The 14,654-nt window shown below is 44.6% G+C and carries 11 protein-coding genes, 2 tRNA genes and 3 rRNA genes; 5 read left to right on the plus strand and 11 right to left on the minus strand.

Annotated elements, in window-relative coordinates; all coding sequences use genetic code 11:
- Position 1: 1 nt before the first annotated feature.
- The 5 genes from VY86_RS06740 to VY86_RS06760 form a co-directional block, all read right to left on the minus strand.
- Positions 2-78: transfer RNA gene (locus tag VY86_RS06740), tRNA-Asp, on the minus strand.
- Positions 79-276: 198 nt separating this feature from the next.
- Positions 277-392, minus strand: a 5S ribosomal RNA gene (gene rrf, locus VY86_RS06745).
- 127 nt (positions 393-519) lie between these two features.
- Positions 520-3,430 (minus strand): 23S ribosomal RNA (locus VY86_RS06750).
- Positions 3,431-3,619: 189 nt separating this feature from the next.
- Positions 3,620-3,695: transfer RNA gene (locus VY86_RS06755), tRNA-Glu, on the minus strand.
- Between the two features lie 82 nt (positions 3,696-3,777).
- Positions 3,778-5,323, minus strand: a 16S ribosomal RNA gene (locus tag VY86_RS06760).
- The 16S, 23S and 5S rRNA genes sit together here with 2 tRNA genes alongside, the layout of an rRNA operon.
- A 472-nt stretch (positions 5,324-5,795) precedes the next feature.
- Here VY86_RS06760 and VY86_RS06765 point away from each other — a divergent pair.
- Positions 5,796-6,341 (plus strand): gamma carbonic anhydrase family protein, encoded by a 546-nt coding sequence (locus VY86_RS06765; RefSeq protein WP_046974397.1) that lies wholly within the window; start codon positions 5,796-5,798, stop codon positions 6,339-6,341.
- On the opposite strand, the gene VY86_RS06770 is transcribed toward VY86_RS06765, so the two are convergent.
- The 5 genes from VY86_RS06770 to dprA all read right to left on the minus strand — a co-directional run bounded on the left by VY86_RS06770 (position 6,317) and on the right by dprA (position 9,670).
- Positions 6,317-6,640 (minus strand): DUF1488 family protein, encoded by a 324-nt coding sequence (locus VY86_RS06770; RefSeq protein ID WP_324251542.1) that lies wholly within the window; start codon positions 6,638-6,640, stop codon positions 6,317-6,319. The two genes, VY86_RS06765 and VY86_RS06770, sit on opposite strands and share 25 nt — an antisense overlap.
- Entirely contained in the window at positions 6,574-7,392 is an 819-nt protein-coding gene (gene aroE, locus VY86_RS06775; RefSeq protein WP_046974399.1) for a shikimate dehydrogenase, read from the minus strand. Before aroE ends, VY86_RS06770 begins: the two co-directional genes overlap by 67 nt.
- Positions 7,393-7,399: 7 nt before the next feature.
- Positions 7,400-7,969, minus strand: a complete 570-nt coding sequence (tsaC, locus tag VY86_RS06780; RefSeq protein ID WP_046974400.1) for an L-threonylcarbamoyladenylate synthase type 1 TsaC — start codon at positions 7,967-7,969, stop codon at positions 7,400-7,402.
- Between the two features lie 13 nt (positions 7,970-7,982).
- Positions 7,983-8,522, minus strand: a complete 540-nt coding sequence (locus VY86_RS06785; RefSeq protein ID WP_046974401.1) for a topoisomerase DNA-binding C4 zinc finger domain-containing protein — start codon at positions 8,520-8,522, stop codon at positions 7,983-7,985.
- A gap of 62 nt (positions 8,523-8,584) precedes the next feature.
- On the minus strand, positions 8,585-9,670 hold the full coding sequence (gene dprA / locus VY86_RS06790; RefSeq protein WP_046974402.1) for a DNA-protecting protein DprA: 1,086 nt from the start codon (positions 9,668-9,670) through the stop codon (positions 8,585-8,587).
- Positions 9,671-9,803: 133 nt separating this feature from the next.
- Between dprA and def the strand changes: the two genes are divergently transcribed.
- From def to trkA, 4 genes are all read left to right on the plus strand, one after another.
- Positions 9,804-10,316, plus strand: coding sequence for a peptide deformylase (def, locus tag VY86_RS06795; RefSeq protein ID WP_046974403.1), 513 nt, complete (start codon positions 9,804-9,806; stop codon positions 10,314-10,316).
- A 24-nt stretch (positions 10,317-10,340) separates the two neighbouring features.
- The gene (fmt, locus tag VY86_RS06800) at positions 10,341-11,288 is read left to right on the plus strand and encodes a methionyl-tRNA formyltransferase (protein ID WP_046974404.1); all 948 of its coding nucleotides are present in this window, start codon (positions 10,341-10,343) and stop codon (positions 11,286-11,288) included.
- A 69-nt stretch (positions 11,289-11,357) separates the two neighbouring features.
- Positions 11,358-12,647: a 16S rRNA (cytosine(967)-C(5))-methyltransferase RsmB gene (rsmB, locus tag VY86_RS06805; RefSeq protein WP_046974405.1), complete on the plus strand. Its 1,290-nt coding sequence runs from the start codon at positions 11,358-11,360 to the stop codon at positions 12,645-12,647.
- Positions 12,648-12,703: 56 nt separating this feature from the next.
- The gene (gene trkA / locus VY86_RS06810) at positions 12,704-14,080 is read left to right on the plus strand and encodes a Trk system potassium transporter TrkA (RefSeq protein WP_046974406.1); all 1,377 of its coding nucleotides are present in this window, start codon (positions 12,704-12,706) and stop codon (positions 14,078-14,080) included.
- 347 nt (positions 14,081-14,427) lie between these two features.
- Here trkA and VY86_RS06815 read toward each other — a convergent pair whose 3' ends face one another.
- A complete protein-coding gene (locus VY86_RS06815; protein WP_046974407.1) occupies positions 14,428-14,628 on the minus strand; it encodes an alternative ribosome-rescue factor A in 201 nt (66 codons plus the stop codon).
- Positions 14,629-14,654: the final 26 nt, after the last annotated feature.

Consider the following 14,654-nt stretch of genomic DNA (forward strand, 5'->3'; position numbering starts at 1 on the left):
GTGGCGGTGCGGACGGGGCTCGAACCCGCGACCCCCGGCGTGACAGGCCGGTATTCTAACCAACTGAACTACCGCACCACCGAATTTCTTGTTCTCTATGTTGCTACCACAACATAAAATCTCAACACCAATCAGGGTAGTCTACGAACGGACCTTCTGCCATTCATCCTTCGGACCGTCGCTTTCCGCGACGTTCAAAATCACTCTCTGCAATTTTGTCCGACTTTCTACCCACAACACTCTGTGTCATTCTTCATCACACAAAGCTAAATTAAAGCCTGGCAGTTCCCTACTCTCACATGGGGAGACCCCACACTACCATCGGCGCTACGGCGTTTCACTGCTGAGTTCGGCATGGGGTCAGGTGGGACCACCGCGCTATCCCCGCCAGGCAAATTCATTTCATCCCGACCGTTATGCTCGCCCCCGTTTCCCCGGGCCGCACAACCATCAGAACCAATCTGTTCAACAAGCTGAATCTCTCTCTCATCTCTCGCACTAAAACACCTTCGGTGTTGTAAGGTTAAGCCGCTCGGTTCATTAGTACTGGTCAGCTCAATGCATCGCTGCACTTACACACCCAGCCTATCCACGTCTTCGTCTTAAACGTTCCTTCCGTGACCTTACGTCAAGGGAAGACTCATCTCAAGGCAAGTTTCCCGCTTAGATGCTTTCAGCGGTTATCTCTTCCGCACTTAGCTACCGGGCTATGCCATTGGCATGACAACCCGTACACCAGTGGTGCGTCCACTCCGGTCCTCTCGTACTAGGAGCAGCCCCTTTCAATCTTCCTGCGCCCACGGCAGATAGGGACCGAACTGTCTCACGACGTTCTAAACCCAGCTCGCGTACCACTTTAAATGGCGAACAGCCATACCCTTGGGACCAACTTCAGCCCCAGGATGTGATGAGCCGACATCGAGGTGCCAAACACCGCCGTCGATATGAACTCTTGGGCGGTATCAGCCTGTTATCCCCGGAGTACCTTTTATCCGTTGAGCGATGGCCCTTCCATGCAGAACCACCGGATCACTAAGACCTACTTTCGTACCTGCTCGAGCCGTCACTCTCGCAGTCAAGCTGGCTTATGCCTTTGCACTAACCTCACGATGTCCGACCGTGATTAGCCAACCTTCGTGCTCCTCCGTTACGCTTTAGGAGGAGACCGCCCCAGTCAAACTACCCACCAGACACTGTCCCCGATGCGGATCACGCACCCGGGTGAGAACATCGAACATTCAAGGGTGGTATTTCAAGGATGGCTCCATGCAGACTGGCGTCCACACTTCCAAGCCTCCCACCTATCCTACACATCAAGGCTCCATGTTCAGTGTCAAGCTATAGTAAAGGTTCACGGGGTCTTTCCGTCTTGCCGCGGGTACACTGCATCTTCACAGCGAGTTCAATTTCACTGAGTCTCGGGTGGAGACAGCCTGGCCATCATTACGCCATTCGTGCAGGTCGGAACTTACCCGACAAGGAATTTCGCTACCTTAGGACCGTTATAGTTACGGCCGCCGTTTACTGGGGCTTCGATCAAGAGCGTCGCACTTACGCGCTAACCCCATCAATTAACCTTCCAGCACCGGGCAGGCGTCACACCGTATACGTCCACTTTCGTGTTTGCACAGTGCTGTGTTTTTAATAAACAGTTGCAGCCAGCTGGTCTCTGCGACTGGCTTCAGCTCCGGGCGCTCGGCCCTTCACCTACCGCCAGCGTGCCTTCTCCCGAAGTTACGGCACCATTTTGCCTAGTTCCTTCACCCGAGTTCTCTCAAGCGCCTGAGTATTCTCTACCTGACCACCTGTGTCGGTTTGGGGTACGATTCAATATGACCTGATGCTTAGAGGCTTTTCCTGGAAGCCGGGCATCAACCACTTCACCGCCGTAGCGGCTCGTCATCACGCCTCAGTGTTGCAGCAGAACGGATTTGCCTGTCCTGCCCACCTACACGCTTAAACCGGGACGACCGTCGCCCGGATGGCCTAGCCTTCTCCGTCCCCCCTTCGCAGTCACATTCAGTACAGGAATATTAACCTGTTTCCCATCGACTACGCTTTTCAGCCTCGCCTTAGGGGTCGACTCACCCTGCCCCGATTAACGTTGGACAGGAACCCTTGGTCTTCCGGCGAGCGGGTTTTTCACCCGCTTTATCGTTACTTATGTCAGCATTCGCACTTCTGATACCTCCAGCGGGCCTCACGACGCCGCCTTCGCCGGCTTACAGAACGCTCCCCTACCCAACGACACATTCATGTCGCTGCCGCAGCTTCGGTGCATGGTTTAGCCCCGTTACATCTTCCGCGCAGGCCGACTCGACCAGTGAGCTATTACGCTTTCTTTAAATGATGGCTGCTTCTAAGCCAACATCCTGGCTGTCTGAGCCTTCCCACCTCGTTTCCCACTTAACCATGACTTTGGGACCTTAGCTGGCGGTCTGGGTTGTTTCCCTCTTCACGACGGACGTTAGCACCCGCCGTGTGTCTCCCGTGATACCATTCTTCGGTATTCGCAGTTTGCATCGGGTTGGTAAGCCGGGATGGCCCCCTAGCCGAAACAGTGCTCTACCCCCGAAGATGAATTCACGAGGCGCTACCTAAATAGCTTTCGGGGAGAACCAGCTATCTCCCGGTTTGATTGGCCTTTCACCCCCAGCCACAAGTCATCCGCTAATTTTTCAACATTAGTCGGTTCGGTCCTCCAGTCAGTGTTACCTAACCTTCAACCTGCCCATGGCTAGATCACCGGGTTTCGGGTCTATACCCTGCAACTCATGCGCCCAGTTAAGACTCGGTTTCCCTGCGGCTCCCCTAAACGGTTAACCTTGCTACAGAATATAAGTCGCTGACCCATTATACAAAAGGTACGCAGTCACCCCTATTAATAGAAGCTCCCACTGCTTGTACGTACACGGTTTCAGGTTCTCTTTCACTCCCCTCGCCGGGGTTCTTTTCGCCTTTCCCTCACGGTACTGGTTCACTATCGGTCAGTCAGGAGTATTTAGCCTTGGAGGATGGGCCCCCCATATTCAGACAGGATACCACGTGTCCCGCCCTACTCGTTGAGTTCACAACTTGTGTGTTTTGGTGTACGGGACTCTCACCCTTTACTGTGCGACTTTCCAGACGCTTCCACTAACACACCCGCTGATTCAGACTCTGGGCTGCTCCCCGTTCGCTCGCCGCTACTGGGGGAATCTCGGTTGATTTCTTTTCCTCGGGGTACTGAGATGTTTCAGTTCCCCCGGTTCGCCTCGTTTGACTATGAATTCATCAAACGATAGTGCAACGGATTGCACTGGGTTTCCCCATTCGGACATCGCCGGCTATTACGCTTCATATCAGCTTACCGACGCTTTTCGCAGATTAGCACGTCCTTCATCGCCTCTGACTGCCTAGGCATCCACCGTGTACGCTTAGTCGCTTAACCTCACAACCCGAAAATGTCTCGGATTGCCGATTGTTGAGAGACTGGTCAATAATACCTCGGTGATATTATCGACGGTTTCAATTTTCAGCTTGTTCCAGATTGTTAAAGAGCATTTATCGTTAAACCGACTTCATCAGAAATCCGCTTAACGATAACACGACGACGGCTTTCACCCGTCATCACCGCAAGTGGCGTCCCCTAGGGGATTCGAACCCCTGTTACCGCCGTGAAAGGGCGGTGTCCTAGGCCTCTAGACGAAGGGGACACAATGGCCGGCTTCGCAGACGCGTCTTGCTCGACTTTCATCAGACAATCTGTGTGAGCACTGCACTCAACTGCATCTCAGGTAAGGAGGTGATCCAACCGCAGGTTCCCCTACGGTTACCTTGTTACGACTTCACCCCAGTCATGAATCACAAAGTGGTCAGCGCCCTCCAAACGGTTAAGCTACCGACTTCTTTTGCAACCCACTCCCATGGTGTGACGGGCGGTGTGTACAAGGCCCGGGAACGTATTCACCGTAGCATTCTGATCTACGATTACTAGCGATTCCGACTTCATGGAGTCGAGTTGCAGACTCCAATCCGGACTACGACAGACTTTATGTGTTCCGCTTGCTCTCGCGAGGTCGCTTCACTTTGTATCCGCCATTGTAGCACGTGTGTAGCCCTACTCGTAAGGGCCATGATGACTTGACGTCATCCCCACCTTCCTCCGGTTTATCACCGGCAGTCTCCTTTGAGTTCCCACCATTACGTGCTGGCAACAAAGGATAAGGGTTGCGCTCGTTGCGGGACTTAACCCAACATTTCACAACACGAGCTGACGACAGCCATGCAGCACCTGTCTCTCAGTTCCCGAAGGCACTTCGCTGTCTCCAGCAAATTCTGAGGATGTCAAGAGTAGGTAAGGTTCTTCGCGTTGCATCGAATTAAACCACATGCTCCACCGCTTGTGCGGGCCCCCGTCAATTCATTTGAGTTTTAACCTTGCGGCCGTACTCCCCAGGCGGTCGATTTAACGCGTTAGCTCCGGAAGCCACTCCTCTTAGGGAACAACCTCCAAATCGACATCGTTTACCGCGTGGACTACCAGGGTATCTAATCCTGTTTGCTCCCCACGCTTTCGCACCTGAGCGTCAGTCTTCGTCCAGGGGGCCGCCTTCGCCACCGGTATTCCTCCACATCTCTACGCATTTCACCGCTACACATGGAATTCTACCCCCCTCTACGAGACTCCAGCCAACCAGTCTTAGATGCCGTTCCCAGGTTAAGCCCGGGGATTTCACATCTAACTTAATTGACCGCCTGCGTGCGCTTTACGCCCAGTCATTCCGATTAACGCTTGCACCCTCCGTATTACCGCGGCTGCTGGCACGGAGTTAGCCGGTGCTTCTTCTGCGGGTAACGTCAACATACCGCTCTGTTCAAGCGATATCCTTCCTCCCCGCTGAAAGTACTTTACAACCCGAAGGCCTTCTTCATACACGCGGCATGGCTGCATCAGGCTTGCGCCCATTGTGCAATATTCCCCACTGCTGCCTCCCGTAGGAGTCTGGGCCGTGTCTCAGTCCCAGTGTGGCTGGTCATCCTCTCAGACCAGCTAGGGATCGTCGCCTAGGTAGGCCATTACCCTACCTACCAGCTAATCCCATCTGGGTTCATCCGCGGGCGTGAGGCCCTTTCAGGTCCCCCACTTTGGTCTTGCAACATTATGCGGTATTAGCCACCGTTTCCAGTGGTTATCCCCCGCCCTCGGGCAGATCCCCAGACATTACTCACCCGTCCGCCGCTCGTCAGCAAAAATGCAAGCATTTTCCTGTTACCGCTCGACTTGCATGTGTTAGGCCTGCCGCCAGCGTTCAATCTGAGCCATGATCAAACTCTTCGATTAAAAGCTTGATGCTCAAAGAAACTGACTGTTCATTCGTTATGAATTAACTGTTGTTCACTCTTTAAGACTTTAGTGTATTTTTTTGTGATACCGTCTTGTGAGTGCCCACACAGATTGTCTGATTAATTGTTAAAGAGCAGGCTGAAACAAAAAGTAATATTCTCGTTCAGCCGGGCTGCGTATACTACGCTTTTCGCCCGCAGAGTCAAGCGCTTATTTGCTTTGCTCTGCCTGGCCTCACACGTTTTATCAGCGTTGTGTCGGTCAGTGGTGGCGCATTATAGGGAACCCAGATTTTTACACAACACTTTTTTTTAGATTTATCGCCAACAGGTTACTTATTGATCTTTTTGAATTGAATTTAGGCGACAATAGCCAAGATCAATAAGTTTTTTCCATTGCATACTAGTGTCTTCCTCACTAGGATCCCGTTAAAGGATAAGAGATCTTCATTTCTTCATTAGAGGTATATATGTCTGGAGTGTTGCGCAGTTATCTTGGTACTCAACCTAAAATTGGTCAGAAAGTTATGTTAGATCCGTCTAGTGTGATCATTGGTGATGTCAGACTTGCTGATGATGTCAGCATATGGCCTTTAGTTGTCATCCGTGGCGACGTTAATTACGTATCTATTGGCACACGTACTAACATCCAAGATGGCTCTGTATTACATGTGACACACAAATCTGTTGATAATCCCGATGGTTTTCCTTTAATTGTTGGGAATGATGTCACCATAGGGCATAAAGCTATACTCCATGGTTGTACTATTGGTAATCGAGTGCTCATCGGTATGGGCTCCATCCTACTTGATGGTTCAGTTATTGAAGATGACGTTATTATTGGAGCGGGTAGCTTGATCGCTCCAGGAAAAATATTAGAAAGCGGATACCTTTATGTCGGTAGCCCTGCCCGTCGGATCAGAAAACTAAAACCTGAAGAATTAGAAATACTATGTTATTCAGCAAGCAATTATGTTTGCTGGAAAAATGACTACCTGCAAGAAGGTAATATATAACGTCCTAAATGATCATCATCCCCGTTAATGATTAACGATTCGAATTCCTCTTCAAGATCCCAACGATTTTGTCGGAAAAGATTTAATGGATGATGATCTTCCCCATAACGGTATAAAAGATCCCTAGCCCTCATAGCACAGTGAACCAATGATCCATTTACCAACGCGGGAAAAATGACTATCTGCTGTTGTTCATCCCACTTTTCTCTATCAGGAAATTGGATAGATTGATTCACGAATGTAACTCCTGTTCCAATGTTAACAACACAGGTGCAATTTCTGGCAGTACACCATGCCATAATTTAAATGAATGAGCGGCTTGTCCTACTAACATTCCTAATCCATCAGCATAACGAGAAACACCATGTTCTTTGGCAAAGGAAATGAAAGGCGTCAAATTAGCCTGATAAAACATGTCATAACAGACACAATTTTCATTAAATATTAATGGAGATATCGCAGGAATCTCACCATTGATACCGGATGCAGTCGCATTGATAATAAGATCAAACTCAGGGCTATTAAGTGTTTTCATCTCAACGGGCCAAATGTTACCTATTGACGAAAAATTATTAGCAATCTGGATGGTACGACTGAACGTTCGGTTTGTAATTGTAATATCACAACCAAATTCTAATAATGGAGATAAAACACCTCTGGCACCACCACCAGCCCCAATTATTAAAATATGCTGCCCCTGAGTAATAAACTCAAGCCGTATCAAATCCGCTAACAATCCTATACCATCCGTGTTATCACCAAGTAATTGATTATTACCTATTAATTTCAAGGTATTGACTGCACCACTGAGTCTTGCTCGCTCAGTCAACTCGTTCGCCCTGATAAATGCCTGCTCTTTAAATGGCACAGTAACATTGGCTCCTATCCCCCCCTGTTGAAGAAATATATTCAATGTCTCTTCAAATTTATCCATTGGCGCTAAAATCTTCCCATAACAATGAGCAATACCTGTTTGATCAGCAAATAACTGATGGATACGGGGTGATTTACTGTGTGTAACAGGATTACCAAAGACAGCGAATTGATTCATATTTATTCTACCCTTGACGATAAAGCTCACCAGTTAAAGCATCCCGAATTTCTGAAGGATTTTTCCGCCCTCCAACATCACCATCTAACACAGAAAGTTTATCCCCAAACTGTTGTCTGACTTCTTCTGCTGTTCGGCATGGTTCAAGACCATTTAAATTTGCACTAGTCGATACCAATGGTTTTCCATAAAAAGTACATAGCTGTTTCACCAAAGGATGATCACTAACTCTGACAGCCAAAGTGGAAAATTGCCCAGTCAACCATTTAGATGTACTGGCTTTTGCAGGGATCACCCAAGTTACAGGCCCTGGCCAATAAGCAAATATAACTTCTTTTTGTTCTTCTGTTAGAAGTTTATCATCAAGATATGGCTGCAATTGTCTATAATTATCTGCAATAAGAATCAACCCTTTTTGCCACGGGCGCTTCTTTAATGTAAGCAGCTCATTTACCGCTTTTTCGCTATCAGGATCACATCCAAGCCCAAAAACAGCTTCAGTTGGATAAGCAATAACTTTTTCTGCTTTTAACGCAGTTAATACATTTTCAAATGCAGGTGATGCTTCATTACTCATTTGATTACTCAGTTCAATTTATTTGCTGTTTTCCACACAACTTACTAGCACAAAACAACTTTGTACCTTGTGGTGTGCGTTTCTCCATCAATAACGGATAAAAACAAAACACACATTCACCAACAACTGGCTTATTATTTAATACAAACTGGCAGTTGGGGTAACGGTTACACGCGTGAAAAATTTTTCCGAAACGTGATTTTCTTTGGAGTAGTTGCCCTTGTTTGCATTGTGGGCAGGCTATCGACGTTTCATCCGGTTTATCAATCAGTGCCGTATGTTCGCATTCAGGATAACGACTACAACCAATGAACATTCCATAACGCCCTTGACGTAAAACTAAATTAGCTCCACATACAGGACATAACTGCCCTTTAAGTTCTTTTACCACATGGCCGTTACTTTGCCCTTTTAATGAGCGAATATATTGACATGATGGATAACTAGAACATCCAAGAAATGGGCCATGAATGCTATTACGGATAACCAAAACAGAGCCACATTCAGGACAATATTCAGTTTCATTAGTGGAGAAAGGAACCATTTTTGCCATATCATTTTCACTTGAAATTTATACTTATATGACGCTAAGCAAGACCTTGAGTATTCAGTTAACTAACTCACGCGAACATAACCACCAGCAACCACAGCCACCTTACCTAATAATTCTAGTTCAAGGAGCTTTGTCATTACCTCAGCTATAGGTAATGCAGAGCGTTGCACAATAATATCAACTGGCGTTATTCCATCACCTAAGTTAACCAGCACATCAGCAAATGGCAACTCAGTTTGCTCAAACTGGGGTTTTACTTCTTCCTTCGTTCTTTCCATATGTAACCATTGTAGTGAACTGTAAACATGTTCCACAATATCCATTACATTTGTAGCCAGATATGCTCCCTGTTTTATCAACCAGTGATTCCCTTCACTGACTGAGCTCCCCAAAAACCCTGGTAATGCAAATACATCCCTTCCCTGTTCAAGAGCACAACGAGCTGTAATTAATGAACCGCTGTTTTGACTCGCTTCTACAACAATAACGGCCGAACTTAATCCACTGATAATCCTATTTCTTTTAGGGAAATTTTTTGCGCGTGGAGGAGTATCTGGAAAAAATTCAGAAACAAGGGCTCCCTCCTCCTCTATTTGCTTTGCTAATAACCCGTGTCTATAAGGATAAATCTGACCAAGACCGCTACCTAATACAGCTATTGTTTGACCACCACTATCCAGCGCAGATCGGTGACAAATACCATCAATACCAATAGCTAAACCACTAGTAATAACTAACCCATGTCCAACCAATTCACCTGCAAAAATTTTTCCCCATTTCTCGCCATAATAGCTTGCTGCCCTGCTCCCAACCATCGCCACCTGCTTCTTTAAAAGAAGATCTAATTTCCCTGACACAAAAAGCGCAAGAGGCGGGGTATGTATTTGCTTTAATAACGGTGGATACAAAGGATGAGAATATGTCAATAAATGACGTTCCGGCTGTTCCAGCCATTTTAAGCATGAAGCTAGCAAAGTTTTATTCGCTTTAGTAAATTGTAAACATTGTGCTGACGTTAACCCACTATCCTTAAGTACGGTGAGATAACGATTCCCCGCATGCAATAATTTCTCTGTAATATTTGCTGCTTTTTCTGTTGCTAAATGAGAGACCACCTTCATTCGCAACCATATTTCCATAGCTTCCATATTGTCATCCTGACTGAGATTGACAGACAAAACCAAACTGCTCAATTAGCAATCAATACTGTCAATCTAAACGGGAAATGTCTAGAATAGAGATAAAATACCATTCACATTTTGGACACAGATCTAAACATATATGTCAGTATTACAAGTATTACATTACCCAGACGAGCGGCTTCGCACTATTGCAACGCCTGTTAAAGAAGTTAATGCGGAGATTCAACGTATCATTGATGATATGTTTGAAACTATGTACGCAGAGGAAGGCATTGGCCTGGCAGCAACACAAGTTGATATTCATCAGCGTATTGTCGTTATTGACGTATCGGAAACTCGGAATGAACGCCTTGTGCTGATAAATCCAGAGTTACTGGAGAAAAGTGGTAATACTGGGATTGAAGAAGGCTGTTTGTCTATTCCTGAACAGCGAGCACTAGTGCCACGAGCTGAAAAAGTCAAAATCAGAGCCTTAGATTACAATGGTCAATCATTTGAATTACAAGCTGATGGCTTACTAGCTATTTGTATTCAGCACGAGATGGACCATTTAATTGGTAAGCTTTTTGTGGATTACTTATCTCCACTGAAACGCCAGCGTATACGCCAGAAAGTAGAAAAGCTGGATAAACAAAAAGCCCGAATCAAATAAATTATATTAATACAGGAAATAAACGTGTCTGATTCTTTACGTATTGTTTTTGCCGGAACGCCTGACTTTGCGGCACGCCATTTAGAGGTTTTATTAACGTCTCAGCATGAGGTCGTTGGCGTTCTAACGCAACCAGACAGACCAGCTGGAAGAGGTAAAAAACTGACACCCAGTCCTGTAAAAGCACTGGCAGAAGAACATAACATTACCGTTTTTCAACCAACCACTTTACGTTCAGAAGAAAACCAACAATGGCTTCTTAAACAACAACCTGATGTTCTCATAGTTGTAGCCTATGGATTAATCCTCCCTCAGGCTGTTTTAGATATTCCAAGATTAGGTTGTCTGAACGTACACGGCTCTCTATTACCACGTTGGCGTGGTGCAGCGCCAATTCAACGTTCACTTTGGGCCGGTGACACGGAAACAGGCGTAACGATCATGCAAATGGATATAGGCCTTGATACTGGCGATATGCTATATAAAGCAAGCTGTCCTATTACACTTGAAGATACTAGTGCTAGTTTATACGAAAAACTGACCAATATTGGGCCAGATGCACTGCTTAAAACATTATCATTAATAACATCAGGTAAAAGCCAGCCTGAAACGCAAAGTGAAAAGTTGGTTACCTATGCTGAAAAACTAAGCAAAGAAGAAGCCAAAATAAATTGGAAACTATCTGCAACCCATCTTGAGCGTTGTATTCGTGCATTTAATCCTTGGCCCATGAGCTTTTTCGAGATGGAAGGGCAACCTGTTAAAATCTGGAAAGCAGAAGCCATCGAAGAACAAATTTCAGTAGAACCAGGAACTGTCTTAAAAGCAGACAAAAAAGGTATTCATATTGCCACTGCCGATGGAATTCTGAATATCACGCAATTACAACCTGCTGGTAAAAAAGCAATGTCAGCCGCAGATCTACTTAACTCCAAACGTGAGTGGTTTACGCCAGGTAATAAAATCAACTGAATACTATTCTATGTAAACTCTCTCTCATAAACTTTCTCTTAATGCTGACTTTTGTCAGCCTTTTTAACTATGAAAAATACATATAATCTACGAAGTATCGCCGCAAAAGCAATCAATCAAGTTCTGGACCAAGGGCAATCTCTCAGTACGATATTGCCTGAACTTCAACGAAATATAACTGATAAAGATAAATCTTTGTTACAGGAGCTATCTTTCGGGGTATTACGTGTATTACCTCAATTAGAATGGATAATAAGCCAATTAATGGAAAAACCATTAAAAGGTAAGCAACGTATTCTTCATTACCTGCTTATGGTTGGCATATACCAACTTACCTATACCCGTATCCCAGCTCATGCAGCACTTGCTGAAACAGTAAATGGAGCCGTAACTCTGAAATATCCTCAGCTAAAAGGGTTGATTAATGGTGTCCTTCGCCAGTTTCAGAGGCAACAACTGCAATTAGTGGAGCGTTCACAAAATAGTCCCAGCAATCACTTACATCCTAAATGGTTATTAGCTAAAATCCAAAAAGCCTACCCGCAAGAATGGCAGCAACTTATTGAAAATAACAATAAGAAACCACCCATGTGGTTGCGAGTTAATCGAATATACCATAGTCGAGATGAATATCTTTCTCTTCTCCATAAAGCCGGAATTGATGCAGAACCAGCTATCGAATTACCTTCTGCTATCCGTGTAATTTTCCCCTGCCCAGTAACAATATTACCTGGATTTGATAAAGGTTGGATAACTGTTCAAGATGTATCCGCACAAGGGTGTGCCGAGTTATTACAGCCAATCAATGGAGAGAAAATTCTCGATCTTTGTGCCGCACCAGGAGGGAAAACAACACACATCCTCGAAATAGCGCCAAAAGCCCAAGTATTAGCTATAGATATTGATGAACACAGGATCAAACGAGTAAAAGAAAATCTCCAGCGCCTTAATTGCCATGCAACAGTAAAAACCGGTGATGGACGCCACCCTGAATATTGGGCAGAAGGCCAGCAATTCGATCGTATCCTTCTGGATGCACCTTGTTCAGCAACAGGAGTAATCCGTCGCCACCCTGATATCAAATGGTTACGCCGCGAAGAAGATATTGCTCAATTAGTTCAATTACAATCTGAGATTATTGATGCAATCTGGCCATATTTAAAGAAAGGCGGGACATTAGTATATGCAACCTGTTCTATTTTACCAGATGAAAATAGTCAGCAAATCAGCTCGTTTTTAAAACGCCATCCAGATGCAAAACTATCGGGAACAGATACAAGCGATAACCCAGGAAAACAAATAATACCTGAATTCAATGGTGGTGATGGTTTCTTTTACGCTCGATTAATTAAACAGTAATATATCTCCACAATTTATAAAGATAATTATCTGTTTCTAACAAGTTAGAGAATACTATGAAAATAATTATTCTTGGTGCAGGTCAAGTTGGCGGTACATTAGCTGAAAATCTAGTAGGTGAAAATAACGATATCACTATAGTCGACACAGATCCCAACCGCCTGCACCAGCTACAGGATAAATTCGACCTCAGGGTAGTCAATGGTCATGGTTCTCATCCCAAAGTATTAAGAGAAGCTGGTGCTGAAGATGCTGATATGTTAGTTGCTGTAACTAATTCTGACGAAACTAACATGATTGCATGCCAAATTGCTTACTCCTTATTTAATACACCAAATAAAGTTGCACGAATACGCGCAGCAGAGTATATCCGTGAATCAGATAGACTTTTTCTCCCTAACGACATTCCTATTGATTATCTTATTTCACCTGAACAACTCGTCATAGATTATATTTATAAACTAATTCAGTATCCTGGCGCTTTGCAGGTTGTTAACTTTGCCGAAGGTAGAGTAAGTATTGTTGCAGTAAAAGCTTATTACGGAGGTTCACTTGTAGGAAATGCACTTTCTTCACTTCGTGAACACATGCCACATATTAATACCAGAGTTGCTGCCATATTTCGCCAGGATCGGCCTATAAGACCACAAGGCTCTACAATTATTGAAGCTGGTGACGAGGTTTTTTTTGTGGCTGCATCACAACATATTCGTGCTGTAATGAGCGAACTTCAACGCTTAGAAAAGCCTTACAAGCGTATTATGATCGTTGGTGGTGGTAATATTGGTTCCGGACTTGCCCTACGTCTCGAAAAAGATTACAGGGTTAAATTAATTGAACGAAATCAGCAAAGAGCCACAGAACTAGCCGAATTATTACACGACACCATTGTTTTCTATGGGGATGCATCTGACCAAGAGCTATTAGCTGAAGAACATATAGAACAGGTAGATGTATTCATTACCCTAACCAACGATGACGAAGCAAATATCATGTCGGCAATGCTTGCCAAACGCATGGGAGCCAAAAAAGCCATGGTTCTTATTCAGCGTAGTGCATATGTAGATTTAGTACAAGGAGGTGTCATTGATATTGCAATCTCTCCACAACAAGCAACTATTTCAGCTCTACTAGGTCATGTTCGTAAAGCAGATATCGTAAGCGTTTCCTCATTACGTCGTGGAGTAGCGGAAGCTATCGAAGCAATTGCTCATGGAGATGAAAACACTTCAAAGGTTGTCGGCCGAGCTGTAGGTGATATTAAATTGCCACCAGGTACTACAATTGGAGCAATAGCCCGTGGTGACGAAGTAATTATTGCTCATGATTACAGTGTAATCGAACAAGGAGATCATGTAGTTATGTTTATTACAGATAAGAAATTTGTTCCCGAAGTAGAAAGACTATTCCAACCAAGCCCTTTTTTCCTTTAGGAATCAAAAAAATAATTATCTATCAGTCATATAATTCAAACACAATAACTGATACAACTTGACACCTTTTAATTAACCTGACGATTAAAAGAACATGGTGAGCTTTTTAAAGCAGTTTGTAAATTTACCATGACAAGAAATTTTACCAATCCAGCTGCTAACATTATCATTGATATAACCTTGAAAAATATCGGGCCGTAACTGGATATTGTTTGCACAATAAAACTAATAAATAAGTCATATAGTAAAAAAGAAATTGAGTCTATGCCAAGCTCCCTCAATTATTAAAGAAAAATAATTAATGGAAGCCTTAGTTCACTGAAAGAGTAAAAATAAACCTATCAAAACTAAAAGGCCAGTGGTAATAAATCTAATGATCCCTTACCGCTGGCCTCCCAGTTACTCGCCTTGTTATGCTTTCCTTTCCTCTGGTAGCTTCCTTTCCCTTTTTTATTTTTCTCAATTCGCTGTTTGAATAATGGATCACGTAGTAGAGCTTCAATAGCATTATCCTTTATCACGCCTTTTTTATGGTGATATGTAATCATCATATTCCTCTATCATATTAATTGAC

The sequence above is a fragment of the Photorhabdus thracensis genome (assembly GCF_001010285.1).
GTDB classification, from domain to species: domain Bacteria; phylum Pseudomonadota; class Gammaproteobacteria; order Enterobacterales; family Enterobacteriaceae; genus Photorhabdus; species Photorhabdus temperata.